This is a genomic window from Fructilactobacillus carniphilus, from assembly GCF_024029675.1.
Classification (GTDB): Bacteria; Bacillota; Bacilli; order Lactobacillales; family Lactobacillaceae; genus Fructilactobacillus; species Fructilactobacillus carniphilus.
In genome coordinates this window covers 1,175,836-1,200,197 of record NZ_CP097121.1, presented here as the reverse complement: position 1 = coordinate 1,200,197, position 24,362 = coordinate 1,175,836, and the positions used below count along the sequence as shown (strand labels likewise).

Genomic DNA, 24,362 nt, shown 5'->3' with positions numbered 1-24,362 from the left:
AAGCCCATGTCTTTTTTCTAAGGATAGCACTTTTAGGAGATTTCGCAAATGGAGCAGAAAAAACGGGTATAATTAACTCTAAAACAATTAAAGGGGTTACCAAATGCTGGATACAATTTTGAACGCCATTGCGTACTACGTTTCGACCAACATGGATTACATTCTGGTGCTAGTGTTGTTGATTCACGCGAACCACGAGGACGGACCGGTGCTTGCCGGCGATATCATGGGGACCAACGTGTTAATCTTGATTCCGATGGTCTTAGCGCTGCTGGTTGGAGCCATTACGCAAACCTGGATGATCGGATTTTTGGGCTTATTTCCGCTGTACTTCGGGATTCAAGCTCTCTTCTTTCCGGGTTCCGGCAACCAGATGAATGAGTCCGACCATGACTCAAAGTGGAAATCAGCGTTGCATACGGCGGTGATTACCGTGACTGCCTGTGGAGCCGATAACATTGCGGTTTACATCCCGCTGTTTGTCCACCAATCGGTAAGTCACTTAATCACCATTTACGTGGTGATGGTTTTGATGGCAATCCTATTCTTCTTCATTGCGTTAGTTATCAGTAAGGATCGACATTTGGAGGCTATTTTGAATCGCTATGGTCGCTATCTCTCGGGAATCATTTACATTTATCTTGGGTTCTCCGTGTTGCTTGGGAGCGGGACGATTCAACATTTTTTTAAATAATCCCTTATTAAAGAATCACTCGCCATTTAGGTTTAACTAATTGCGTGGGTGATTTTAATTTTATCCTTCAAACGGATGTTCCACAAACAACTGTCCATAAAAAGCAATTTCTCGCACCATCCGTTTCAACCGTTCCGGATAGCGAGCCACAGCCGGCGCATCAATGGGCATTTCGCCTGCGACCGTAAAATTCTGGGTAATCCGGCCGATGATCGTCGGTTTGGGCAACACGAAACAGCCCAGTTGATTTAACGTGGGCAGCAAGGCCAGGAAGGCAAATTGACCGCCCCGGGCACTAGGGGCGTAGGTAAGAATGCGGACGGGTTTGCCCTGCATTTCATAGGCCACGTAGTCGAGGCCGTTTTTCAAAGCGGCTGGTAGGGAATGATTGTATTCCGGAGTTAAAATGACGTAGCCGTCTGCTTGCTTTAAATCGTCCAGCCAGCGCTGTTCGTTTTCCGTTAGTTGGCGGTGGGGATTATCCATCGGAGACTCGTCCTCGTTAAAGAGCGGCAGTTGGTAAGTGGCAATGTCCATGAAACGCAGGGTAACTTGGCCTGGATTAACCCAGTCTGAAGCGTGGTTTTCTAAGTAGTGAAAAAGTTTGTGGCCCTCCGCGTTGATGCGGGAGCTGCCTAAGATAATGTCAATGGTGGTCATAACTTTCTCCTTCATGATGAACCGATGCATAGCTTCATTATAAGACTTCTAGATTGACAGTGATACGGTTTTGGTATGTACTAAAGGCGTATCACATACATAACATACATATTTTAGTTTCAAAGGAGATACATATTATGGCAGACAAGTTAACGACCGAAGCAGGTCAACCGTGGGCCAATAACGAACACTCCCAAACGGCCGGAGTGCGTGGCCCCGTTTTAATGCAGGATTACCAACTCCTAGAAAAGTTGGCGCACTTTAACCGGGAACGGATTCCAGAACGGGTCGTGCACGCTAAGGGCGCTGGAGCCAAGGGAGTCTTTAAACTGACTCACGACATGAGCAAGTACACGAAGGCAGATTTGTTTAACGGGGAAGGCAAGGAAACGCCGCTAGCAATTCGGTTCTCCCAAGTGGCCGGAGAAGCCGGTTATCCCGACACCATCCGGGACGTCCGGGGCTTTGCCATTAAGTTCTACACTCAGGACGGAAACTACGACATTGTCGGCAATAACACGCCGATTTTCTTCGTGAACGATCCGTTGAAGTTCCCGGACTTCATTCATTCGCAAAAGCGGGATCCGAAAACCCACCTGCGGAGTAACGAAATGCAATGGGACTTCTGGTCTCACTCACCCGAATCAGTGCACCAAGTGACCTACCTGATGGGTGACCGGGGCAATCCCGCTAGTTACCGGACCATGAACGGATACGGTAGCCACACCTATAAGTGGGTTAACCAAGCTGGTGAAGTCTACTGGGTTAAGTACCACTTCATTAGCCAACAAGGGGTCCAAAACATGACCGACGAAACGGCTGCCAAGGCTGCTTCTGAAGACACGGACTACTTGATGCATGACCTCTACGACGCCATTGAACAAAAGGATTATCCATCCTGGAAGGTTTACGTCCAAATCTTGCCTTACCAAGAAGGAATTGACTATCCCGCTGACATCTTTGACGTAACCAAGGTTGTTTCCCACCACGATTACCCATTGAAAGAAGTCGGAGAATTTACGTTAAACGAAAATCCCACTAACTACTTTGATGACGTGGAAGAACTAGCCTTTTCACCAGCCAACCTGGTGCCCGGGATCGAAGCTTCCCCAGATAAGTTACTGCAAGGTCGGCTCTTTGCCTACAAGGATGCCGAACGATACCGTTTAGGGGCTAACTACGAACAATTGAAGATTAACCGGCCCGTCAACGAAGTGCATAACTACGAACGAGACGGGTTCATGGCGTACAATCAGGGTAGTGACGTCAACTACGAACCGAACAGTAAGAACGGTCCGGTCGAAGATCCGCACGCTTCGATTACGCCGGAACAATTATCCGGGGCAACGGGGGCTTATCGGCCGTACGACCAGGATTACTACTCCCAAGCCGGTGCTTTATACCGCCTGATGAGTCCAGCGGAAAAAGATCGTTTAATTAAAACGATTAAGAACGGGTTAGGTTCCTTTGATAATCACGAAATTCAAGTCTTAGAAACCAAGCAGTTCTATCAGGCTGATCCTGAATACGGAACGCGGGTGGCAGACGCACTCGGGTTAGATTTAGCAGAAATCAAAGAATAATAAATAAGGGAGAACGTCATCGCAATGCGGTGGCGTTCTTTTTTTGTGGGCACCGAAACCGGGAATTTGATGGTACAATAAGGATTGGTAAAGCAAGCAGAAGACATTTCGGTTGCATTTAACCGTGCTTCTTTTATCATCATTAGTAGAGGGAGCGGGTTTGCTGCTCCGGTAATTTTTAAAAGTGAGGTCCCAGGATGACAGCCACGAAACCAAAATTATTTTTAGACATGGATAACGTGATGGTAGAGACTCTTCCGGTCTTAAACGAGCTAGCTAAACTTCCGTTCACGAAGCCGAAGCCTGATCAGCTGACCGGTATTTTTCGGGATCTAGCGCCACTCCCAGGAGTGCTGGCCAGTGTACCGAAACTAGCCGAACATTACGAAATGTACGTGCTTTCGACGGCTCCTTGGGACAATCCGAGTGCTTGGCAGGATAAGCTGGCCTGGTTACAACAGTACTTCGGTGCTGGTGAGGACAATCCCTTTTACAAACGGGTGATCATCACGCACGACAAGAGTTTGGTGCACCGGACTGGTGGTCTACTAGTCGACGACCGGCCGTACCACGGCGCTAGCGCCTGGGTTGATCCTACAGTACCGAGTGCCTGGATTCAATACGGAGCGGATGAGCGGTTGCAATGGAAGAGTGAATTAACTAATTTCCTCTTAGCGATTGCGAAAGAGCAGGAACAGGGGAAAGCTCTCCCAGACGCCATTACGGTGGCTAATGCTCATCCGAACCCGTATCTGGTGCATGGTGATTTAAAAGACTTTGAAGCTTCAAATTGGGAATAACAAAGGAGAAGAACTGATGATTACAAACAGTACGGAAATGTTACAAAAAGCACGGGCCGAACACTACGCGGTTCCCGCTTTTAACGTGAACAACTTGGAATGGGCCAAGGCCATTTTACAAGCCGGAGAAAAAGCCCAATCACCGTTGATTTTACAGGTGACTAGTGGAGCTGCTAAGTACATGGGTAGTTTTCGGTTAGCCTACGATTTAATTGTGGACATGCACAATGCCTTACACATCACCGTTCCGATTTCGATTCATTTGGATCACGGGACGTACTTTGATGCTTTGAAGACGCTGGGAATTAGTTACACGTCCGTGATGTTTGATGGTTCGAGTTTACCATTGGACGATAACTTGGCTAAAACCGCAACGTTACGGGACTTAACCAAGGCACAATCCGTTAGTTTGGAAACGGAAGTCGGCACCATTGGTGGTGAAGAAGACGGCGTGATTGCGGACGGTGAAATTGCGCCAGTGGATTCCGCGGTAGCAATGGCCAAGGCCGGCGTTGACATGCTGGCCGTGGGAATCGGTAACATTCACGGTAAGTACCCGAAGGACTGGAAGGGATTGAACTTCGAACACCTGCAAAAGATTGATGATGCCATCTTTGCTGCTTTAGGCAAACGGATTCCGTTGGTATTGCACGGTGGTTCTGGAATTCCGGATGACCAAATTCGCAAAGCCATTCAACTGGGAATTGCCAAGGTGAACGTCAACACCGAAGGACAACTGGCTTTCCACCAAGGCTTACGGGATTACATCCTGAGTGACGAAGATTTGCAGGGGAAGAACTACGATCCCCGGATTCTCCTCACTGCTGGAACTGACAAATTGGTCGACATGTGCTTAGACCGGATTCGGGTCTTTGGCTCTGAAAATAAAGCTTAATTCCTACAAAAAAGAGCGTTTAGTTAGCTTAATTCCTAACTAAACGCTCTTTTTTTACCCAAATTCCAGCACTAACATTAAGCTAATAATGACTAATGCTAGCAACAAACTGAGACATACAGGAATGCCAATTACGGCTACTTTCATACTGCAAAACTCCTTTATTAATTGTCATCATCATCTGAATCATTACCAATGTTGAATTCAATGTGATTGGTATTGTGCGAGTAGGCCTTTTCAAATCCGTGGACTTTTCCACCAGCGTAAAAGCCGATGACCCCAAGGATTAAGCCGGTTACTGCTAAAGTAATGCCGGCCATGAGGGTCCGTTTCATAAATTTAACCATGGTAACCATCCTTTCGTGGATTTAATTTTGCTTGTGAGTAGCGGTAGATTTTTTTGGTCCAATTAGCTCCAATTTGAATGATAAAGCGGACCACGAAGTAGACAAGCGACGGAATCATCAGTAGGACTCCCAGAATGATTAATCCTAATCCCAGGATACTTAGGGCAATTATCCCCTTACTAAAGATGGTTGTGATTCCGAGCCAAATGAAGAGTCCGGCCGCAAAAAGTGCGGCAAAAAGGAGCGCACCGATGGTAAAGACGAAGATGAACAGCATCAACAATATAAAGCCGGCAATCCCTAGCAACGCTGGAGAAGCAATGGCGGCTAAGATTGTCACAATTAGCTTAACGTTGTGGTTGACGCTGCCTTCTTTTTTAGGTTGCTTCTCGTCTTCAGAAATCGTGTAGTTAGCGGTGATTTGCCGGGCTAGCTGGCGGGGCGTTCCCAGGTTTTCTACGATGTCTTTGTAGTTCACTAAATCACCGTCTTTAAGGTACTCCAGATAGTAAGTGGTGGCATCATCGCGTTCCTTTTGGGGCATCGTTTTGAGGTAGTATTTTAGCTCCGTAATGTATTGTTCTTGGTCCGTTGGCATTATTCATCATCCTCCTTTGGCATTTGATTATTAAAGACCTGATCGACAATCTGTTTATGGTGGTTCCAGTCGGCTTTCACCTTTTCGAGTTGGGCGAGGCCCGCAACTGTAATTTGGTAGTAACGACGGTTGCGACCGTCAAACGGCTGATCGTAGGTGGTAACCCATTCTTCCTTTTTCAACCGCCGTAAAATCGGATAAAGGGTTGAATTAGAGATGGGAATGAATTTTTTCACACCCTGAGTCAGGGCATAGCCGTAATAATCTTCTTGGGACAGGAGGGCTAAAACGATTCCCTCCAGCACTTCTGAACTAATTTGAATGGCGATGATTATCAGCTCCTTTACTTTCAGTAATATTATACATCGTATAATATAAAAAGCAAGCCACTAAAAAAGACCATGAATTTTCATGGCCTTTTTGAAATGCAATTTATTTAAGTTTAATAGCGTAATTAGCGATGTTTTGGACCGTTTGTGTAATCTTTTCGGCGTAGTATTGTTGTTCGCTAGCCTCTAAGTCGGGGTTGAGTTCACCGGTTTCCGTAAATATGTTTTGAATGAAACGAAGGTTGAGGTTGCGTGGCACACTGACCAAGCTCAGCACTTGGAAAACTGGTAACCAAGCCATGGAAGCGAGAATCCCTCCAAACGAACCCATTGAGTAACTAATCGTTTGAATCGGCGTATCGCTAACTCCCGTTCCCAGGTAGTCAAAGGCATTCTTTAAAGCTCCCGGAACCGAGTAGTCGTATTCGGGGGTTAACAGCAAAATCCCGTCACCAGCCGAAACGTCTTCGACCCACCGTTGGGCGTTGTCCGCTAAACCAGTGGGATAATCAGGCGTTCCCATTGGTGGTAGGGCCTCTGTATAAGGGTCTAGCTGGTAGTCACTGACCTTTAAGAATTTTAAGTTGACGTTGCTAGCCTTTTCTAACTCGGTTTGGTTGCGTTGCAGGTATTGAAAGAGGCGTTCTCCCATCGATGGTTCACGGACACTTCCTAAGATTACGTTTACAGTTGTCATAATGTTTAACTCCTTTATGTATTTTGAATAATCTTATTATATCTACTTATTTTTAGTAAGTAAAGTGAAATGACTTCAATTAAAAAACTCGCCTTCCACGAAGAAGACGAGTTTTTTGGTTTTAGTTAGTTTGCAGTGCTTTGACCCAATTTTGGTAAGCCGTTTCTTCCGTGGTGGGTTGGTAATCACCTTGGTCAAATTGACCGTTCAAGAGGGCGTTATCGCTAATGGTCCAGTTGCCGAGGGTGGTGGCGTTGGCAATTAAGCGCAGCGCGTAATTTTGACCAGTCCGCGCCACGTGAACCTTCACCATTCCACCCGGATTGTAAACGGTCACGACATGGTCAAAGTCACCCTGGTCGTGATTTAAGACGTAGGCGAGACTGGTAGCGGTCATCCCGGTTCCACAGGCATTGGTGAAGCCGACGCCCCGTTCGTAGGTCTTGACGAAGAGTTCGTCCTGACCCAGAATTTCGGCAAAGTTGAGGTTTACTCCGTCAGGAAAGTACGGGTTTTGCCCGTTTAAGTAAGGTCCTAATTGGGCTTGTAAGCCACCGGTTAAGGTTTCGTGGTCCATGAAACTAATCAAGTGGGGATTAGGAACTGCAATCGCAGTAAAATCGAGGTCTGGGGCAAGTTGGGGCAACGGCCGGTTTAAGACCGTGTCGCCGCCAAGTTCTGCAAACGGAAAGGCAGCCGCGTTGAAACGAACTGGGGCAATTTCGACCCCAAACGCTGGCACTTCTGGTGCTAACGTTTCGGCTTGTTCCACGTGTAAATCAGCGTCTTGGGTTTCGACTAAAAATTTCGTTTGACCACTTTGTTCGGCGAGGTAGCGAGCCACCGTCCGTAAGCCGTTTCCACACATGGAAGCAATACTTCCGTCAGCGTTAACCACCGTCATTTTGCCGGCACACCCCGGATGGTCGGAGTAATCAACAACTAGGATGCCGTCGATATCGTTAAAACGGTCGTCGTCACTTTGTTTTAGTTGCACGGCTAACCGTGAAATTTGGTTGAGCGTTGGTTCGGGATCGAATTGAGTCCGATCCAAGATGAAAAAGCGATTTTCAGAGCCATGAACTTTGCGTAAAGTTGGCATAATTAAGATCTCCTGTTAGTAATTAAAAATCCGGTTGTTATCAAAGAAGTGCTGGTAGATGAGCTTGACCGATTTTTGGGCATCAGCCTCATCGGTGCCCAGCATAATCGAGATTTTGGAAGCCCCTTCGTTAATCATGTGAATGTTGATGTTGTGGTCGGTCAGGGGCCGAATGATTTTTTCAATTGTGTTGGGACTCAGTTGCATCCCTTCGCCGACAATCATGATGATGGCATAATGGTCAATCCATTCTAACTGGTCAGGATGGAGTTCGTTTCTGATGTCGTTGCACATCGCCTTGACCTTTTGTGGGGTCAGTTGCTGGTTGTCAAAAATGATGGTTAAATCGTCAATCCCAGATGGCATGTGTTCGTAAGAAATCCCGTACTTGTACAAAATTTGAAGCAGTTTCAGGGTAAAACCGACTTCCTTGTTGAGCAGGTAGCGGTGCAGGTAGAGGGCAGAAAAGCCCTTTGAACTGGCCACCCCGGTGATAAAGCCCTTCGGTTTAAAGCCCTTTTCCGGCACAATCAAGGTTCCGGGCAAATCCGGTTGGTTGGTATTTTTGACGTTAATGGGAATTTGAGCATCGATGGCCGGAAGCAACGCCTCGTCGTGAAAGACGGAAAATCCGGCGTAGGATAGTTCCCGCATTTCCCGGTAGGTCATCGTTTGGATTCCCTTGGGTTGGGAAACAATGTGAGGATCAACCGAGTAAATCGCGTTGACGTCCGTAAAGTTCTCGTAAACTTCGGCGTGCAGCCCCTTGGCGACAATCGAACCGGTAATGTCAGACCCACCCCGCGAGAAGGTCGCAATCGTTCCGTCAGCCTCGTTCATTCCAAAGAAGCCGGGAAAAACCAGGTAGTCGGGATTGTCTCGGTAGGTAGCAAGATGGTCGTAAGTGTCATCTGTAACGTGGGCATCGTTGACAGGACCAGCCACGTTAAAGCCGATTTCTTTAGGATCCATGAATTGGGCGGGAAGTCCGAGCTTGATTAGAATCTGACTTAACAGGTAGGCGTTCAGATACTCACCGTGAGCCTTAAAAGTTGCCAGTTGGTGGGCGTAATCTGGATAAGTCTGAGTAGCTAAGTCCCGAATGACTGCTTGAATGTGGTCCATGACGGCGGCCGGTACGTTAAAATGTTCGGCAATATTTTGATACCGGGCAATGATTTCTGCTTGCAGGTCGGCCACAGCAACCTGGTTTTTCACAGCTTCTGAATACTGAATCAGCAAGTCTGTCACCTTGATGTCACCTTTAAAACGGGTTCCAGGAGCTGAAACCACAATGGCGCGCCGCTCTGGATCTTGTTGGATAATTTGGATGATTTTTTCGAACTGGGTGGCGTCCGCTAACGAACTGCCTCCAAATTTAACTACTTTCATAAGTTATTTAACCTCGTTGGTTGGATTACTAGTGAAACTATCATCATTTTTTTAATTGTGCAACTTAATTATGCGCAATAACGGACGTTTTTGGCAAACTCTATATAGAAATAAAGAAATTTAAGTCAGGAAGCTAGCAAGAGGTTGACGTCTGGGGGCTTTTTCGTTATGCTGGAAACAAATCAAATAGAGGTCGCACAGGACAAGAGTACTTAGGGGAGCTGCCATCCAGCTTAGAATCTAGGGAAAGGGTTTCGTGCCGAAGTGCTAGGGGAGATGGACCTTAGATAACTGGGACGTAGTTTAAGAGACTGCGGACTGTCGGGATTCAGTTCCCGGGGAGCTATTCATAAAATCGATTCTAACCTGCGACAATAGGGTCTTTTGGACGGAGCTTCCGTACCGAAAGGCCCTTTTTGTTTGGTTATAGCGATTGAGGAGGAAAAAGAATGTTAAGTAGTGATGAAGTTCAGGATAATCAATTATTAATCGGCGGTATCCCCGCCACCAAGCTTGCGGATGAATTTGGCACCCCGCTGCAGGTCTATGACGTGGCCAAGATTCGCCACCAGATTCGGGCTTTTGCCCGGGTGTTTGAAGAACAACACATGGACTATGCAGTTAGTTACGCCAGCAAGGCCTTTGCCTGTGTCGCCATGTACCAGGTGGTTAACCAGGAACACGCGCACATTGACGTGGTTTCGGCCGGTGAATTGGCGACGGCCATCAAAGCGGATTTCCCAATGGAGAAAGTTAGCTTCCACGGGAACAACAAATCCTACGAGGAGTTACAGATGGCCGTCCGCCATCACGTCGGTACGATTATGCTCGATAACTTCTACGAAATTGGATTGTTAGCCCAGGTCCTAGAGGAAGAAGACGCGGAAATTAACGTGATGCTACGGGTTTCTCCGGCCGTTTCGGCCCACACCCACGAATTCATCCAAACCGGTCAACAGGACAGTAAGTTTGGCTTTGATCTCTTGACCGGCCAAGCGGACCAAGCGCTGCAACTAGTGTTAGACCAACCGCGGATGCACCTGCAGGGAGTTCATTCTCACATTGGTTCGCAAATTTTTGCGACCGACGGCTTCAAGATTGAAACCCAGAAACTGGTGCAGTTAATGAAGCGGTGGCGCGACGAGTTTAACTACACGCCCCAGGTGGTGAACGTTGGTGGGGGCTTTGGAATCCAGTATACGGATGACGATCACCCGATTCGGCCAGAAGAATTTGTGGAACAGATTTTAACGACCTTGAAGGAAGAAACGGAAGCCAACAACTTGCCGTTACCAGCGGTCTGGATCGAACCGGGGCGTTCAATTGCCGGACCCGCCGGCGTGAGTCTTTACCGGGTCGGATCGCAAAAGACGATTCCAGAAATTCGCAAGTACGTAGCGGTCGACGGCGGAATGGGCGATAACATTCGCCCCGCCCTGTACGGTGCGGCTTACGAAGCGGTGGCTGCCGACAATGTCCATCCCGAAAAGACCGAAACGGTCACGGTGGCTGGTAAGTACTGTGAATCGGGAGACATCCTGGTGAAGGATGCGCACCTTCCCGAGGTCAAAGCAGGCGACGTGATTGCCGTACTAGCAACCGGAGCCTACGGGTACTCGATGGCTTCCAACTACAACCGGAATCCACGTCCCGCCGTGGTCTTCGTTGAAAACGGCCAGGCTCGGGTCGTGGTGAAACGCGAAACGTTAGCGGACTTGACGCACTTAGACGTTGCCCTTGATGAAAACTAACCTAAACATTTAATGAAGGAGTAAAAACATGGCTGAAATGAACGCACAAGAAATCATTCAATTTATTGGAAACGCAGAAAAGAAAACGAACGTGAAGGTTTACCTCAAAGGGAACCTTGCCGCCATCGAGTTTCCGGCTTCGCTTCGCGCATTTGTAAACGATCAAACCGGGGTAATCTTTGGAGACTGGAAGGACGTCAAACCATTCCTAGCCGCTAACGATGCCCACATTACTGACTACGAAATTGAAAACGACGGTCGGAATTCAGCCGTGCCGTTGTTAGATACCAAGAACATTGAAGCCCGGATTGAACCAGGAGCCATCATTCGAGATCAGGTTAAGATTGGCAAAGACGCCGTGATCATGATGGGTGCTTTGATTAACATCGGGGCCGAAATCGGGGCCGATTCCATGATCGACATGGGCGCGGTCTTAGGCGGCCGGGCCATTGTTGGGAAGCACTCCCACATTGGGGCCGGGGCCGTTTTAGCTGGGGTAATTGAACCAGCTAGTGCTAAACCCGTGCAAATTGACGATGACGTGTTAGTCGGCGCTAACGCTGTGGTAATCGAAGGCGTCCACGTCGGTAAGGGAGCCGTAGTGGCCGCTGGCGCCGTGGTAACCGAAGACGTTGCTCCTTACACGGTGGTGGCCGGAATGCCGGCGAAGAAGGTCAAAGACGTGAACCAAAAGACCTTGGACAAGACCAAACTCGAAGACGACCTGCGGGGCTAAACCATGACATTGGATTTACACGAACTTTATCAAGAACTCCATCAGATTCCAGAACTCGCCTTACACGAGTTTCAAACGCATGACTTGTTAATGAAGCAGATTGATGCTCTGACGGCCGACTGTGACTTCGCGGAGGTGCAGGTTCCGGAACAGTTACCGACCGCCATCATGGTGTTATTACATGGAAGCAATCCAACTCGGACGATTGGGTACCGGACGGACATTGATGCCCTGCCGGTGACTGAAGATACCGGATTGCCGTTTCAGTCGCAGCACGAAGGCCGGATGCACGCCTGTGGACATGACATTCACATGACCGTGGCCATGGGGGTACTGGCCCAGTTTGTAAAAGCACAACCAACTGACAACCTGCTGTTTTTCTTTCAACCAGCCGAAGAAAGTGAAAACGGGGGGAAATTGGCGTATGAAGACGGCCTCTTTACCGGGCAATGGCAACCGGACGAATTTTACGGGCTACACGATAATCCCCAACTTCCCGCTGGTGCCATCGGTTGTCGGATGGGCACTCTCTTTGCCGGGACCACGGAAGTGGACGTTCACTTTACGGGGACGCAGGGACATGCGGCCTATCCACAATTCGCGAACGACATGGTTGTCGCTGCCAGTCAGTTCATCGGACAGGTGCAAACGATTGTATCGCGGAGCGTCGATCCGATCGAAGGCGGCGTGATTACCTTCGGGCAGTTTAACGCTGGGACGATTCGGAACGTGATTGCCGGAGAAGCCGACCTCCACGGGACGATTCGGGGCCTGACCCAGAAAATGATTGAACACATTGACGACCGGCTCCGGGCCGTAGCCAATGGAATTGCGACGAGTTACAACTGCCAGGTGGACCTCCACTTAAACCAAGGTGGCTACCTCCCGGTGGAAAACAATCCGCACCTGACGCAGGAGTTTATTCAATATATGGAAAAGAACCCGCACGTCCAGTACATTGAAACGGAACCGGCGATGACCGGGGAGGACTTTGGGTACCTGCTGTCCAAGTTCCCAGGCACCATGTTTTGGCTAGGCATCGGTGATCCCGAGCATCAACTGCACTCCAGTGAACTGGTTCCGAACGAAGCAGCGATTGAACCCGGGATTAGTGCGATTACCGGCTGGTTACAACAACGAATGACAGAAAAGGAGTAAATGATGGCTGATTTTACTAAGACTGATATCATTACGGCGCTGATTACGCCCTTTACTGCAGACCAAGAGATTAATTACCCGGCCCTAGAAACGTTGACGGACCGTTTGTTACAAGAAGGTGGCAACGGGTTCTTAATCGGGGGGACGACGGGAGAAACACCGACGTTAACCCACGACGAAAAGATTAGTTTATACACGAACTTTGCCCAGTTTATCGACGGTCGGGTGCCCGTGATTGCGGGGACCGGAAGCAACAACACCCAGGCAACCATCGACTTCACGACGGAAGTTAGTCAGATTCCGGGCATTGATGCAGCGTTAGTGGTGGTGCCGTACTACAACAAACCTAATCAAGTGGGGATGAAAGCACACTTCCGGGCCGTTGCCCAAGCCACGAACTTCCCGATTATCATCTACAACATTCCGGGTCGAACCGGGGTTAAGATGGACGTTGATACGATTGTTGAACTAAGCCATGAACCCAACATCATCGGGATTAAGCAGTGTGGTTCGATGGAAGAATTTGAAGCGATTGTGCAACAAACACCTGACGACTTCCTGGTATACACGGGAGAAGACCCACAGAGCTTATTTGCACGCAGCGTCGGCGGAAACGGAGTGGTTTCAGTGGCTTCCCACCTTTACTTGCCAGAAATGCGGCAGATGTATGATGTAATGAACACCGATTTAGCGCAAGCCGGTCAATTACAACGGGACCTGACGCCGAAGATGCAGGGCTTATTCTTATACCCATCCCCATCGGCCGTGAAGTTCATGTTGACGCGGAACGGCCTTGACGTTGGGGGTTGCCGACTACCCATTACCGATTTGACCGCCGTTGAACAAGCCTACGTTTTAGAAGCACTCGGAGAAAAGGAGTAGTTTATGCCAACCACAGTTTTAGTAGCGGGCTTTCGGGGCTCCATGGGACAGAAAGCAACCGCGATGATTAAGCGAGATCCCGAATTAGAGTTAGCGGCCGTTTACAGTCCGCATCTAGAAACAACTGATCCGGCTGCCTACGATTTACCAGCCACCACGCAGGTTTTTAACCAGTTAAGTGCGATGGATACCCCGGCGCAGGTTTGGGTTGATTTTTCCACGCCAGCGGGAGCCTTTGAAAACGCCCAGTTCGCATTAGAACACGGCATGACGCCGATCATTGGAACCAGCGGGCTCAGCGATGACCAAGTCGCGCAGTTAACCAAACTCGCAAAAGAACAACACCAAGCCGGGTTATTAGTACCCAACTTTGGCTTATCTGCCGTCTTACTGATGCAATTTGCCAAGCAAGCCGCCCAGTACTTCCCGGATGCCGAAATTATCGAAATGCACCACGCTGATAAGAAGGATTCACCGTCTGGAACGGCCGTTAATACGGCCAAAATGATTGCTGCGGGTCGGAAACAAGCACCAGAAACGGTCGAGAATCCAGTCGAAACGATCCCCGGCGCACGAGGTGCGAACTACGAAGACGTTCCGATTCACGCCGTCCGGTTACCGGGTTACGTGGCGCACGAACAGGTACTCTTTGGGGGACCCGGAGAAGCACTAACGATTCGGCAGGATTCCTTTGACCGGGAATCCTTTATGCACGGTTTAAACATTGCCATTAAACAGGTTAACCGCCTGAAGGGCTTTGCCGTGGGATTAGAAAACGTGTTATAGGAAAGGATTTTTTACACTATGAAGGAATATAACGTTGCGATTTTAGGAGCGACTGGAGCCGTAGGAACACGCATGATTCAACAACTGGAACAATCTTCGATTCCGGTTAAACAAGTTAAGCTATTGGCTTCACCACGTTCAGCGGGCAAAGTGTTGCAGTTTAAGGGTCAAGATGTGACGGTCGAAGCTACGACGCCTGAATCCTTTGACGACGTGGACATCGTCTTAGCATCTGCTGGAGGAGCTGCTTCCAAGCAATTTCTGCCCGAAGCCGTTAAACGCGGGGCGGTTGCCGTTGATAATACCAGCGCCTTTCGGATGGACCCAGAGGTACCATTGGTGGTGCCGGAAGTGAACGAGGATGCGATTGCCCAACACAAGGGAATCATCGCCAACCCGAACTGTTCCACGATTCAAATGGTGGTGGCTTTAAAACCAATCTTTGACGTAGCGGGTTTGAAGCAAATCATCGTTTCCACCTACCAAGCCGGTTCTGGAGCCGGACAAACGGCCATCCAAGAGTTAGATGACGAAGCCCAACAACATTTAAACGGAGAACCGATGACGGCGGACATTTTCCCCGTGAAGAGTGAAGCACATCACTACCCGTTGGCCTTTAATTTGTTGCCACAAATTGACGTGTTTGAACCAGATGGATCAACGCACGAAGAGTGGAAGATGGTCCACGAAACCAAGAAGATTATGCTTGGCGACATGAACGATCCGAAGATTAAGGTCAACGCGACCTGTGTTCGGGTGCCCGTTGTGATCGGTCATGGAGAATCAGTGTACTTTGAAGTGGAAGATAACACTAACCTGGATGCCCACAAGGTTCAAGAATTAATCAAGCACGGTGATGGCTTGGTCTTAGAGGATGATCCAGCCGAACAACTTTATCCACAACCGATTAACGCGGAAGGTCACACTGATACCTACGTGGGCCGGGTCCGGGAAGACCCCGAAAATCCCGGTGCTTACAACCTGTGGGTCGTAGCCGATAACCTCTTAAAGGGCGCCGCCGCAAACACCGTTGAAATTGCCGAAAAATTGGTGGAACATGATTTAGTGCGGGTCCCAGCGGATTACTACGGAAAAGAATAACGAACGTTCTTTTTAAAAAAACTTAAAATAAATTGTTGACACGAATAATCAGCAAGGGTTAAGATACTGACAAAGATATGAACGAAAGAGTAACCTAACTTTCAATTTACAGAGAATCGCGCTGGAGTTGAGAAGCGATAATTGGAACTAGGCGAACCACACTCGTGATCATCAGGTACTTTCTAGAAAATACTCGGGTTGCTCCGTTACGAGCTGTGCCTCACCTTGCGTGAGGTGCCTGAGTGGCTAATAGTAATGTTAGTCAAAATAGAGGTGGGAACACGAGTCGGAATCGTCCTCAAGTTATCAATTTTGATAACTTGGGGACTTTTTTTATGGCCAAATTAATTCGACTGGTGGCCCACCAAAAACGGTCAAGGAGGAAATTATGGGTTACATCAATCAAGTTTTACCCAGTTTATTGGAAGGGTTAAAAATGACGCTGGGCGTGTTCGTCTTGACGTTAGTGGGTTCATTGCCGTTAGGAGTAATTGTTGCCATCCTGCAAAAATCACCGCTAAAAATTTTGCGCTGGATTATTGATACCTACATCACCATCATGCGGGGAACACCGCTCCTGCTGCAAATTGTGTTTGTCTACTACGGGTTAAGTCTCGCCAACCTGATTACGCTACCCCGGTTTGAGGCTGCGGTCTTTACTTTCATTTTGAACTACGCCGCTTACTTTGCCGAAATCTTTCGGGGTGGGATGCAGGCCGTTCCAGCTGGTCAATATGCCGGAGCCAAGGTGCTCGGCTTTAGTCGGCTACAAACGATGTGGTACATCACGTTACCGCAGGTGGTGAAAACCGTGATGCCATCGGTGGGAAACGAAGTAATCAACCTGATAAAGGATACCTCGCTAGTTTATGTCATTGGACTGGGGGACCTGATGCGGGCCGGAAACATTGCCGTATCACGGGACGTTACCTTAATTCCATATCTATTAGTCGGAGCAATGTACCTCGGGTTGACCATCATCTTAACCATCGCAATGCGTTACATTGAAAAACGGCTCAACTACTACCGTTAGGAGGAAAGCACATGTTAAAGATTCAGAACCTAAAGAAATCATACGGCTCCCAGGTCGTCTTTCAGAATTTAAACATTGAAGTCCCCGACGGTGGAATTTTAACGGTTGTCGGACCTTCTGGAATTGGGAAAACGACCTTTTTAAACATCCTCGCGGGTTTAAGTTCTGCGGATGCCGGGACGATCGAACTAAACGGAAAACAGTTAGAACTTAGCCCCAACCGCCGCGGCACAGATGTCGGCGTGATCTTTCAGGACTTTAACCTCTTTCCCCAGTACACGGTCGCTGAAAACGTGACGCTGGCCCCGAAAGTGGTTAAAAAGGAAAACAAACAAGAATATCAACAACAATGCCAGGAGTTACTAAAGGAGCTGGATTTAAGCGATAAACAAGCTTCCTATCCATTCCAACTCTCTGGAGGACAGAAGCAGCGGGTCGCGATTGCGCGGGCGTTAGCCATGAAACCCGGCGTATTAGCCTACGATGAACCAACTTCTGGACTGGATGAAGAATCGACTAACCGGGTCACAGAAGTGATTCAAAAGTTACAAAAACGGGGCGTGACGCAGATTGTGGTTACCCACGATTTGCCCTTTGCCCAAAGTTTGAACGGTCAGGTGTTGAACTTTGGAACGGACGTTGACCGTTAGAAAGGAGCTCTTGATGAAGAGAAAAAACAAGCTCATCATCGGAAATTTAGTGGTGCTGGCCCTCCTGGGTTTAGTCCTCGGAACCGTGTATTATCGGTTTAACCACCGGACCGATAGTTGGAAGAGCCTCCAAAATGAGAAAACGCTTAAGATTGGGATTGATGATACCTTTGTCCCAATGGGATTTCGGGATAAAAACAATAAATTGGTCGGTTACGACGTGGAAATGGCCCGGGCTGCTTGTAAGAAGCTCGGGTTGAAACCCGACTTTCAAGTGATTGACTGGTCCATGAAGGAAACCGAACTAAACACCCACCACATTGATGCCATTTGGAACGGGTACACGGTAACGCCCGAACGGAAGGAACACGTGGCCTTCACTAAGCCTTATCACCGAACGGGACAGGTCTTGTTAACCCGGGCTGATTCGGGAGTGAACCAACCCCAAGACATGCGGGGGAAGCAACTCGGAGTGCAATCGGGATCGTCCGGATTCACGCTCTTTCAAACGCACCCGCAAGATCTAAAACAATACTTAACTAGTGCGCCTGTGCAGTATGATACCTTTGATAAGGCCATCAACGACGTACAGGTGGGACGGCTGGGAGCGGTGTTAATCGATGAGGATTACGCTCGCTATTACCTGGCTCACAGTCACCCGAAGATTCCGTTAAAGATTGTCCCGACGAACTTCCCACCGGATGAAATGGCCGTGGGAGTGCGGAAGGAAGACAAGACCTTGCGGAAGAAACTCAACTGGGCCATCCAGGAATTACACCGGGATGGAACGGAACAGCGTTTGGCACGCAAGTACTTTGGTACGCCACAACCACCGCAACAACAGCAGCAACCGCAACCAATGCAAAAACCATAAAAAAAGACGTCAGTTAATTGACGTCTTTTTTGATTACGCTAGTTAGCGCGCTTGGTTTGCTGGTTACGATGGATTTTGACAGCGGATAACGAACCAATCCAGATTAACGATCCGATGAGAGCAAGTAAGGAGCTAATCAGGAAGAGCAGGACGATGGCGACAAAGGCCAAAAAGATTAACACGATGTAGCTCGAGAATTGATACTAGGGCATCTTGAAAATTAATTGATTCTCTTGACCAGCCACGTCGACTTCCTTGCGGTACTTCATCTGAGCTAGAATAATCAACGACCACATGAAGAGGAAGAGGGTCGTGGAGATGCTAGCAATGAAAACGAAGACACCTTTAGGAATGAAGACGTTCAAAAGAACAGCTGCGGACACCACGAGCGTAGAGAAAGTAATGGCATGTTGCGGAATCTGGCGTTTGGAGAGGGTCCCTCGTTTTGCTCTGCCATAAGTGATGCTCCTTTGATAAGTTTAAAAATTTAGCGCAAGCACGCATTATAAGATTAATTCTACCATTTTGCTAGATTCCATGTGAGATATTGTGACATGTAATGAAGAAAATAATTGCTAGCGATTAGCGTTAACTAAGCAATTAATTATAAAATTGTATGGATAACATCAACGCTTTGTAATCACAATGTATTACTATTTTCTATGGAAGGAGGGGATGTTTATGCCTAAGACAGAGAGTCGAGTCACTAAAAAAGTGGACGAAAAAATTAAAGAAATAGCAACTAAAACAACAGATCAGGAAACAATTGATGCGATTAATGATGCGTATACTGGTAATACGGTTAAAATTGGTAACATTGATGATTTTGATAAATGGATGAACAACGTTTGATGAAAACGAACTAAAAAAATTAAAAAATCATTCTTTACAAGGTGATAAACAGAGTCTTTACGAATTTCATATTGAATCTAATTGGTTGCTTATTTATCGGATAAGTAACGATAGAGTTATTTTAGTATTAACTAGAACCGGGACCCATAAAGAAACATTGGGATTATAAAAAAATAAGCACATAAAAAAAGAGCCGACAAATAATTGTCGGTTCTTTTTCAGCTAAATGCTGATTTTTACTGTTCTTTGTACCATGGGTAGTGGAAGCTTCCTGGACGGTCAACCCGTTCGTACGTGTGAGCACCGAAGTAGTCACGTTGTGCTTGTAACAGGTTAGCAGGGAGAACTTCAGCCCGGTATGAGTCAAAGTATGAAACTGCACCAGCTAATGATGGAACTGGAATTCCGTATTCAGTAGCAAAGGCTAAGATACGACGAGCAGCGTCTTGGTACTTGTTAGCGATGTCACCAAAGAATGGATCCATTAACAAGTTGTTCAAGTCAGGGGTCTTTTCAAAGGCTTTCGTAATTTCGTCTAAGAATTGAGCCCGGATGATACAACCTTCACGCCAGATTTGTGCTAATTCACCGTACTTCAAGTTCCAGTCGTGGCTGGCAGAAGCCATCCGCATTTGTTCGAAACCTTGGGCGTAGCTCATGATCTTACCGAAGTAAAGAGCTTGACGCATGTCTTCCACGATGTCGTCACCGTTGTAAGTTGGTTTCTTTGATGGGCCGTTCAATACCTTAGCAGCAGCCATCCGTTCGTCCTTCAACATGGAAACGAACCGAGCGTAAACGGCTTCCGTAATTACTGATTGAGGAGCACCTTCGTCTAAGGCATCTTCTGAAGACCACTTACCAGTACCTTTGTTAGCACCACGGTCTAAAATCATGTCAACGATTGGCTTGTTCTTGTCGTCACCTAAGTCATCTTTACGAGTTAAGATGTCAGCAGTGATTTCAATCAGGTAACTGTTTAATTCACCCTTGTTCCAGTCGGCGAAGATCTTAGCTAAGTCGTCAACGGAGTAACCAGCGGCGTTCCGTAAGATGTTAAATGATTCGTCAATTAACTCTTCGTCACCGTATTCGATTCCGTTGTGGACCATTTTAACGTAGTGACCAGCACCATCTGGACCGATGTAAGCAACACATGGCTTGCCATCTTTGGCTTTAGCAGCAATCTTTTCTAAGATTGGGGCAACCCGGTCATAAGCTTCTTTTTGACCACCAGGCATCAAAGAAGGACCTTGAAGGGCACCTAATTCACCACCAGAAACTCCCATTCCGATGAAGTTAATTCCTGATTTAGCCAGTTCTTTGTTTCGGGCAATCGTGTCGTGGAAGTTCGTGTTACCACCATCGATTAACGTGTCACCCTTGTCTAACAATGGAAGAATTTCGTTGATTACGGCATCAGTAGGAGCACCAGCCTTAACCATTAACAAAATCGTCCGTGGAGCTTCAATTGAGTTTACGAAGTCTTCAATGTTGTATGAAGGAATCAAGTTCTTGTCACTGTGGTCCTTCATTACTTGTTCCGTTTTAGAAGCGGAACGGTTATAAATCGCAACGGTGTAGCCGCGGCTTTCGATGTTAAGGGCCAGGTTCTTACCCATAACGGCCATTCCAACAACTCCGATGTTTGCTTTCTTGTCAGCCATAATATACCTTCCTTTTTTGGATATTATTTTTGTAAAATCCTACAATCATAGTTTATCATTAGAATTTACATTTGTGAAATAGTTTTCATTGTAAATTGAAAACGCTTTATTAACGAACGTTATTTGGCCAGTACCAGCTGTTGCCATCCCGAGCTAATAACTCGTCGGCAGCCTTTGGCCCCATGGAACCAGATTCGTAGTTCGGGAAGTCACCCGGTTCGCTGTCCCACAGTTTTTGTACGGGATCCACGAACTTCCAAGCGGCGGCTACTTCTGGCCAGCTAGCGAAGTAAGTTCCGTCACCAGTCAAAATGTCGTGGAAGAGCCGTTCGTATGGCAACGGCACTTTGGCAGCCCGGTGGTCGGATTGTAAGTAACCTAGGTCAATCGTTTCCGTGTGCATCCCTTGTTCGGAATTCTTGGTGTTGATGCTGAGCGTAATGCCAATCTTGGGATCGATGTAGAAGGAGAGCACGTTGCCTTGTAATTCAGGAGCTTGCTTGGTTCCCTTGGCAAAGATGTCTACCAACGGCTTCTTGAATTCGATGTCAATCCGGCCTTGCTTGTCAGCCAGCTTCTTTCCGGAACGAATGTAGAACGGCGTGTCGCCCCACCGATGGTTATTAAAGACAATCTTTCCAGCGGCGTAGGTGTCGTTGTTTGAATCGCTTGGTACGCCGGGTTCTTCCCGGTATGGAACTGAATCAGGACCAGCACCGTATTGACCGCGCACAAAGTTTTGTTTAACTCCGTCAGCATCGTAAATTTCCATGCTTTGCAGGGCTTTGACTTTTTCGCGCCGGATTTCCGTGTCAACGAAGGAGTTTGGTTGGTCCATGGCTAAATAGCTCACGATTTGCAGGGTGTGGTTTTGAATCATATCCCGCAATGCACCAGCCGTGTCGTAGTAACCAGCCCGATCTTCAACCCCGAGTTTTTCAGCCAGGGTAATTTGAACGTCCTTGATGTATTCGTGGTTCCACACGGCTTCAATCATCGGATTGCCAAACCGGAGGACTGGAATGGCTTCCGTCGTTTCCTTCCCTAAGTAGTGGTCAATCCGGTAGATTTGGTTTTCGTGAAAGGCACTGGTTAAAGCGTCGTTAAGTTCCTTTGCGGATTCGTAGTCACGACCAAATGGTTTTTCAATTACTAAGCGGTTGAAACCACCGTTCGTGGAAAGTACACCTTGATCGTGCAGGCTTTGAGCCACGATACCAAAGAATCGGGGCGCCATCGAAACGTAAAAGACCCGGTTTCCTTCGGTTTCGTACTTTTGTTCTAGTTGATCAGCTAACTCTTTTAGGTCGGAGTAGTGATCCTTGTTGTTTACGTCGTGAGATTTCCAGTAAAAGTGACTGGCAAATTCTTGGGCTTGATCTTGACTGTCAGCTTCACTAGCGATGGAGTCCATGATCTTAGCGCGAAATTCGTCGTCGGTTAGTGATTTTCGGGAGAGACCTATCAAAGCGAAATGGTCGTTACTCAAGCTACCTTTTTTATAGAGGTTAAAGATAGCGGGGTATAACTTCCGCAATGCTAAGTCACCAACTCCACCGAAAAGCATGAATAATGCTCGTGTTGGTGTTTCAGTTGCCATAACATTCACTCCTTCAAAAATTGGATAGATACACTACCAAGGATAAACCATAATTGGTCAGAATGGAAGGGGTTTGTTTCCCCGGTACGGCTGGAATGAAAACGCTATCTTAAACTGTGGGATACAACCAAATTAGACCACAAATGATGCTCTCGATGCTTGGTTTTAAACCGAGACGAATTTGTTAAAATGAAACCGAAAGATTTTGATTGCTTCATTAAAAAGGAGGGTCTTATGCAACGAACTCAACCATCCTGGTGGCAGGACGAAATTATTTACGAGATTTATCCGCGTTCCTTTAATGATAGTAACGGGGATGGAATTGGAGATCTGCCGGGGATTACGGCAAAATTAGATTATTTGCAAGAACTCGGCGTGACCATGCTGTGGCTCGCGCCCGTTTACCGATCGCCGATGGTCGACATGGGATATGATATTGCCGATTATCAAGCGATTGATCCGGTGTTTGGCACGATGGCAGACATGGAAGAGCTACTAAGCGCGGCCCACGACCGGGGTTTGAAGGTCATCATGGATTTAGTATTGAACCATACCTCAGACCAGCACCCGTGGTTTCAGGAAGCACTTCGTGATCCAACTAGTCCATACCGGGATTATTACATCTTTAAGTCCGCTCCGGCTGCCCAAGCTCCGACCAACTGGCGAGGTATCTTTGGGGGCTCGACTTGGACTGCGGTTCCTGATGATCCAGAAACGATGTACTTTCATACCTTTACGGCAGCGCAACCTGATTTGAATTGGGAAAATCCAGAATTGCGGCAACAGCTTTACCGCATCATTAACTGGTGGCTAGCAAAGGGAATTGCTGGCTTCCGACTAGATGCGATTACCCATTTAAAGAAGGATCAGGACTGGGAGAATCTGCCGGCCGATGGTCCCGATGGGTTAGTTAGCGTCACCCGGAAGGGGCTTAACCGTCCGGGGTTAGGTAAATTTTTACAAGAATTGAAAGAAGCCACTTTTGCCCAGCATGATTCCGTGACGATTGGGGAAGCCGCTGGGGTCCGGCCCGACCAACTAGCTGAATTTGTGGGTCCGGATGGCTATTTCTCCATGATCTTTGACTTTAGTTACCTTAATATTGACGTAGTGGATGCAAATCAGTGGGAGCAACCACGGGATTGGACCGTCGCAGAACTGGCTGACACCATCTTTGCGAGTCAACGAGCCATCCAAGCTGCGCAGGTCGTGTTTGCCAATGTTTTAGAAAATCACGACCAAAACCGGGCCCTGACCAAGTTTATTAAAAATCCCGCGGATCGAACTCCAGCAGCAGCCAAAGTCTTGGCAACTTTGTCGGTATTCCTTCCAGGGGTTCCAGTGCTTTATCAAGGACAGGAGCTGGGGATGCACAATTTTACGCGCCACCACATCGAGGACTTTAATGACGTTTCTTCCATTAATAACTATCAGCGCCTAATTAAAGCGGGTAAAACTCCTGATGAAGCACTAGCGATTGTTAACTGGCGCTCCCGCGATAACGCCCGGGTGCCAATGCCCTGGGATGACAGTCGCTTCGGGGGCTTTTCGACGGGAACGCCGTGGTTAAAACCAGGAACGTTCAAGCGCGGGATTAATGTGGCAGCTGAACAAGCTGATCCAGAGTCCGTGCTGTATTATTATCAGCAATTATTACGGTTGCAACAGCAGCCACAGTACCGGGACGTCCTCCGCATGGGTCAGTTTGAACCACTGGCTAGTCCAGCCACAGTGATTGCATATCGCCGGCAAAATGAGCAACAACAGTTATTGGTGTTGGTGAACCTGGAGCGGCAGCCCGTTTCGCTAGACCATAGGTATCAAGGCCGGATTCTTTTGGACAATTTAAGCACTGAAGTAAGCGAGAAAGGGACAATTATTGACCAATTAGCCCCCCAACAAGCCCTGATTATGGAAGAATTGTGACGAAATAGGGTGATAATTAACGAAGTTCCAATGCTGATGAAGCTTACAGCCAGTGAGAAAAGGTGAGATTAGAGCAATTGATTAATTACAGAATATGTTAAGCGTGTTACAGAATTACAGAAGCCGATGGTTTTTTTAAAATCGCTGTAATCTTGTTGTAATAATCTGACTTTAGTATAGGGACTGTTAAATGATTCAGTAATCACTTAACGGAACTCAAGAATTCGAAACTGAAAACAACTTCCCAAC

General features: G+C 47.6%; 26 protein-coding genes, 1 pseudogene and 1 riboswitch. Of the genes and pseudogenes, 16 read left to right on the top strand and 11 right to left on the bottom strand.

Annotated elements, in window-relative coordinates; genetic code table 11:
- The first annotated feature begins 103 nt into the window (after positions 1–103).
- A complete protein-coding gene (locus M3M37_RS06055) occupies positions 104–694 on the top strand; it encodes a cadmium resistance transporter (protein ID WP_252794923.1) in 591 nt (196 codons plus the stop codon).
- 60 nt (positions 695–754) lie between these two features.
- Here M3M37_RS06055 and M3M37_RS06050 read toward each other — a convergent pair whose 3' ends face one another.
- Entirely contained in the window at positions 755–1,354 is a 600-nt protein-coding gene (locus M3M37_RS06050) for an NADPH-dependent FMN reductase (protein WP_252794922.1), read from the bottom strand.
- A gap of 137 nt (positions 1,355–1,491) precedes the next feature.
- Here M3M37_RS06050 and M3M37_RS06045 point away from each other — a divergent pair, with 137 nt between their 5' ends.
- The 3 genes from M3M37_RS06045 to M3M37_RS06035 all read left to right on the top strand — a co-directional run bounded on the left by M3M37_RS06045 (position 1,492) and on the right by M3M37_RS06035 (position 4,632).
- A complete protein-coding gene (locus tag M3M37_RS06045) occupies positions 1,492–2,937 on the top strand; it encodes a catalase (RefSeq protein WP_252794921.1) in 1,446 nt (481 codons plus the stop codon).
- A 197-nt stretch (positions 2,938–3,134) separates the two neighbouring features.
- Positions 3,135–3,737 (top strand): 5' nucleotidase, NT5C type, encoded by a 603-nt coding sequence (locus M3M37_RS06040; RefSeq protein WP_252794920.1) that lies wholly within the window; start codon positions 3,135–3,137, stop codon positions 3,735–3,737.
- A 13-nt stretch (positions 3,738–3,750) separates the two neighbouring features.
- A complete protein-coding gene (locus M3M37_RS06035) occupies positions 3,751–4,632 on the top strand; it encodes a ketose-bisphosphate aldolase (protein ID WP_420842983.1) in 882 nt (293 codons plus the stop codon).
- A gap of 164 nt (positions 4,633–4,796) precedes the next feature.
- Here M3M37_RS06035 and M3M37_RS06030 read toward each other — a convergent pair whose 3' ends face one another.
- The 6 genes from M3M37_RS06030 to M3M37_RS06005 all read right to left on the bottom strand — a co-directional run bounded on the left by M3M37_RS06030 (position 4,797) and on the right by M3M37_RS06005 (position 9,097).
- On the bottom strand, positions 4,797–4,979 hold the full coding sequence (locus tag M3M37_RS06030; protein ID WP_252794918.1) for a hypothetical protein: 183 nt from the start codon (positions 4,977–4,979) through the stop codon (positions 4,797–4,799).
- Complete coding sequence (locus M3M37_RS06025; protein ID WP_252794917.1) at positions 4,972–5,577, bottom strand: DUF1700 domain-containing protein; 606 nt, start codon at positions 5,575–5,577, stop codon at positions 4,972–4,974. The genes M3M37_RS06030 and M3M37_RS06025 overlap by 8 nt, the downstream gene beginning before the upstream one ends.
- The gene (locus tag M3M37_RS06020) at positions 5,577–5,906 is read right to left on the bottom strand and encodes a PadR family transcriptional regulator (protein ID WP_252795931.1); all 330 of its coding nucleotides are present in this window, start codon (positions 5,904–5,906) and stop codon (positions 5,577–5,579) included. The genes M3M37_RS06025 and M3M37_RS06020 overlap by 1 nt, the downstream gene beginning before the upstream one ends.
- Positions 5,907–6,009: 103 nt before the next feature.
- Positions 6,010–6,603, bottom strand: coding sequence for an NADPH-dependent FMN reductase (locus M3M37_RS06015; protein WP_252794916.1), 594 nt, complete (start codon positions 6,601–6,603; stop codon positions 6,010–6,012).
- Between the two features lie 121 nt (positions 6,604–6,724).
- Complete coding sequence (dapF, locus tag M3M37_RS06010) at positions 6,725–7,705, bottom strand: diaminopimelate epimerase (RefSeq protein ID WP_252794915.1); 981 nt, start codon at positions 7,703–7,705, stop codon at positions 6,725–6,727.
- A 15-nt stretch (positions 7,706–7,720) separates the two neighbouring features.
- Positions 7,721–9,097 carry an aspartate kinase gene (locus M3M37_RS06005; RefSeq protein ID WP_252794914.1) on the bottom strand — a complete coding sequence of 459 codons (1,377 nt, stop codon included), beginning with the start codon at positions 9,095–9,097 and terminating at the stop codon, positions 7,721–7,723.
- A gap of 179 nt (positions 9,098–9,276) precedes the next feature.
- Positions 9,277–9,451, top strand: a riboswitch (Lysine riboswitch).
- A 95-nt stretch (positions 9,452–9,546) separates the two neighbouring features.
- Between M3M37_RS06005 and lysA the strand changes: the two genes are divergently transcribed.
- The 9 genes from lysA to M3M37_RS05960 all read left to right on the top strand — a co-directional run bounded on the left by lysA (position 9,547) and on the right by M3M37_RS05960 (position 18,068).
- Positions 9,547–10,848, top strand: coding sequence for a diaminopimelate decarboxylase (gene lysA, locus M3M37_RS06000; protein ID WP_252794913.1), 1,302 nt, complete (start codon positions 9,547–9,549; stop codon positions 10,846–10,848).
- 28 nt (positions 10,849–10,876) lie between these two features.
- Positions 10,877–11,584, top strand: coding sequence for a 2,3,4,5-tetrahydropyridine-2,6-dicarboxylate N-acetyltransferase (gene dapD / locus M3M37_RS05995; protein WP_252794912.1), 708 nt, complete (start codon positions 10,877–10,879; stop codon positions 11,582–11,584).
- A gap of 3 nt (positions 11,585–11,587) precedes the next feature.
- The gene (locus M3M37_RS05990) at positions 11,588–12,742 is read left to right on the top strand and encodes an N-acetyldiaminopimelate deacetylase (protein ID WP_252794911.1); all 1,155 of its coding nucleotides are present in this window, start codon (positions 11,588–11,590) and stop codon (positions 12,740–12,742) included.
- Positions 12,743–12,745: 3 nt separating this feature from the next.
- On the top strand, positions 12,746–13,624 hold the full coding sequence (gene dapA, locus M3M37_RS05985; RefSeq protein ID WP_252766501.1) for a 4-hydroxy-tetrahydrodipicolinate synthase: 879 nt from the start codon (positions 12,746–12,748) through the stop codon (positions 13,622–13,624).
- Between the two features lie 3 nt (positions 13,625–13,627).
- Positions 13,628–14,410 carry a 4-hydroxy-tetrahydrodipicolinate reductase gene (gene dapB, locus M3M37_RS05980; RefSeq protein WP_252794910.1) on the top strand — a complete coding sequence of 261 codons (783 nt, stop codon included), beginning with the start codon at positions 13,628–13,630 and terminating at the stop codon, positions 14,408–14,410.
- Positions 14,411–14,428: 18 nt separating this feature from the next.
- Entirely contained in the window at positions 14,429–15,511 is a 1,083-nt protein-coding gene (locus M3M37_RS05975) for an aspartate-semialdehyde dehydrogenase (RefSeq protein ID WP_252794909.1), read from the top strand.
- A gap of 388 nt (positions 15,512–15,899) precedes the next feature.
- The gene (locus M3M37_RS05970; RefSeq protein ID WP_252794908.1) at positions 15,900–16,544 is read left to right on the top strand and encodes an amino acid ABC transporter permease; all 645 of its coding nucleotides are present in this window, start codon (positions 15,900–15,902) and stop codon (positions 16,542–16,544) included.
- Positions 16,545–16,555: 11 nt separating this feature from the next.
- Complete coding sequence (locus tag M3M37_RS05965; protein WP_252794907.1) at positions 16,556–17,194, top strand: amino acid ABC transporter ATP-binding protein; 639 nt, start codon at positions 16,556–16,558, stop codon at positions 17,192–17,194.
- 13 nt (positions 17,195–17,207) lie between these two features.
- A complete protein-coding gene (locus tag M3M37_RS05960; protein WP_252794906.1) occupies positions 17,208–18,068 on the top strand; it encodes an amino acid ABC transporter substrate-binding protein in 861 nt (286 codons plus the stop codon).
- Between the two features lie 38 nt (positions 18,069–18,106).
- Here the strand turns inward: M3M37_RS05960 and M3M37_RS05955 are convergent, their stop codons facing one another.
- Both M3M37_RS05955 and M3M37_RS05950 read right to left on the bottom strand, forming a co-directional pair.
- Positions 18,107–18,250: a hypothetical protein gene (locus M3M37_RS05955; protein ID WP_252794905.1), complete on the bottom strand. Its 144-nt coding sequence runs from the start codon at positions 18,248–18,250 to the stop codon at positions 18,107–18,109.
- Positions 18,251–18,271: 21 nt separating this feature from the next.
- Entirely contained in the window at positions 18,272–18,451 is a 180-nt protein-coding gene (locus M3M37_RS05950) for a hypothetical protein (RefSeq protein ID WP_252794904.1), read from the bottom strand.
- A 298-nt stretch (positions 18,452–18,749) separates the two neighbouring features.
- On the opposite strand from M3M37_RS05950, the gene M3M37_RS05945 reads away from it, so the two are divergent.
- Positions 18,750–18,920: a hypothetical protein gene (locus tag M3M37_RS05945; protein ID WP_252794903.1), complete on the top strand. Its 171-nt coding sequence runs from the start codon at positions 18,750–18,752 to the stop codon at positions 18,918–18,920.
- Positions 18,921–18,987: 67 nt separating this feature from the next.
- A pseudogene (locus M3M37_RS07475) lies at positions 18,988–19,089 on the top strand (type II toxin-antitoxin system mRNA interferase toxin, RelE/StbE family); the annotation flags it as partial.
- Between the two features lie 67 nt (positions 19,090–19,156).
- Here M3M37_RS07475 and gndA read toward each other — a convergent pair.
- On the bottom strand, positions 19,157–20,587 hold the full coding sequence (gene gndA / locus M3M37_RS05940; RefSeq protein ID WP_252794902.1) for an NADP-dependent phosphogluconate dehydrogenase: 1,431 nt from the start codon (positions 20,585–20,587) through the stop codon (positions 19,157–19,159).
- A 109-nt stretch (positions 20,588–20,696) separates the two neighbouring features.
- Positions 20,697–22,187: a glucose-6-phosphate dehydrogenase gene (gene zwf, locus M3M37_RS05935; RefSeq protein ID WP_252794901.1), complete on the bottom strand. Its 1,491-nt coding sequence runs from the start codon at positions 22,185–22,187 to the stop codon at positions 20,697–20,699.
- A 234-nt stretch (positions 22,188–22,421) separates the two neighbouring features.
- Between zwf and M3M37_RS05930 the strand changes: the two genes are divergently transcribed.
- Complete coding sequence (locus M3M37_RS05930; protein WP_252794900.1) at positions 22,422–24,113, top strand: glycoside hydrolase family 13 protein; 1,692 nt, start codon at positions 22,422–22,424, stop codon at positions 24,111–24,113.
- The last annotated feature ends 249 nt before the right edge of the window (positions 24,114–24,362 follow it).

Coding starts and splice junctions, on each gene's coding strand:
- dapD (WP_252794912.1), top strand. CDS start 10,877: ATGGCTGAAATGAACGCACAAGAAATCATTCAATTTATTGGAAACGCA.
- gndA (WP_252794902.1), bottom strand. CDS start 20,587: ATGGCTGACAAGAAAGCAAACATCGGAGTTGTTGGAATGGCCGTTATG.
- M3M37_RS06040 (WP_252794920.1), top strand. CDS start 3,135: ATGACAGCCACGAAACCAAAATTATTTTTAGACATGGATAACGTGATG.
- M3M37_RS05945 (WP_252794903.1), top strand. CDS start 18,750: ATGCCTAAGACAGAGAGTCGAGTCACTAAAAAAGTGGACGAAAAAATT.
- zwf (WP_252794901.1), bottom strand. CDS start 22,187: ATGGCAACTGAAACACCAACACGAGCATTATTCATGCTTTTCGGTGGA.
- M3M37_RS05990 (WP_252794911.1), top strand. CDS start 11,588: ATGACATTGGATTTACACGAACTTTATCAAGAACTCCATCAGATTCCA.
- M3M37_RS05960 (WP_252794906.1), top strand. CDS start 17,208: ATGAAGAGAAAAAACAAGCTCATCATCGGAAATTTAGTGGTGCTGGCC.
- dapA (WP_252766501.1), top strand. CDS start 12,746: ATGGCTGATTTTACTAAGACTGATATCATTACGGCGCTGATTACGCCC.
- dapF (WP_252794915.1), bottom strand. CDS start 7,705: ATGCCAACTTTACGCAAAGTTCATGGCTCTGAAAATCGCTTTTTCATC.
- M3M37_RS06015 (WP_252794916.1), bottom strand. CDS start 6,603: ATGACAACTGTAAACGTAATCTTAGGAAGTGTCCGTGAACCATCGATG.
- M3M37_RS05975 (WP_252794909.1), top strand. CDS start 14,429: ATGAAGGAATATAACGTTGCGATTTTAGGAGCGACTGGAGCCGTAGGA.
- M3M37_RS06030 (WP_252794918.1), bottom strand. CDS start 4,979: ATGGTTAAATTTATGAAACGGACCCTCATGGCCGGCATTACTTTAGCA.
- M3M37_RS05970 (WP_252794908.1), top strand. CDS start 15,900: ATGGGTTACATCAATCAAGTTTTACCCAGTTTATTGGAAGGGTTAAAA.
- M3M37_RS06025 (WP_252794917.1), bottom strand. CDS start 5,577: ATGCCAACGGACCAAGAACAATACATTACGGAGCTAAAATACTACCTC.
- M3M37_RS05965 (WP_252794907.1), top strand. CDS start 16,556: ATGTTAAAGATTCAGAACCTAAAGAAATCATACGGCTCCCAGGTCGTC.
- M3M37_RS06045 (WP_252794921.1), top strand. CDS start 1,492: ATGGCAGACAAGTTAACGACCGAAGCAGGTCAACCGTGGGCCAATAAC.
- M3M37_RS06005 (WP_252794914.1), bottom strand. CDS start 9,097: ATGAAAGTAGTTAAATTTGGAGGCAGTTCGTTAGCGGACGCCACCCAG.
- dapB (WP_252794910.1), top strand. CDS start 13,628: ATGCCAACCACAGTTTTAGTAGCGGGCTTTCGGGGCTCCATGGGACAG.
- M3M37_RS06055 (WP_252794923.1), top strand. CDS start 104: ATGCTGGATACAATTTTGAACGCCATTGCGTACTACGTTTCGACCAAC.
- M3M37_RS05930 (WP_252794900.1), top strand. CDS start 22,422: ATGCAACGAACTCAACCATCCTGGTGGCAGGACGAAATTATTTACGAG.
- M3M37_RS06050 (WP_252794922.1), bottom strand. CDS start 1,354: ATGACCACCATTGACATTATCTTAGGCAGCTCCCGCATCAACGCGGAG.
- lysA (WP_252794913.1), top strand. CDS start 9,547: ATGTTAAGTAGTGATGAAGTTCAGGATAATCAATTATTAATCGGCGGT.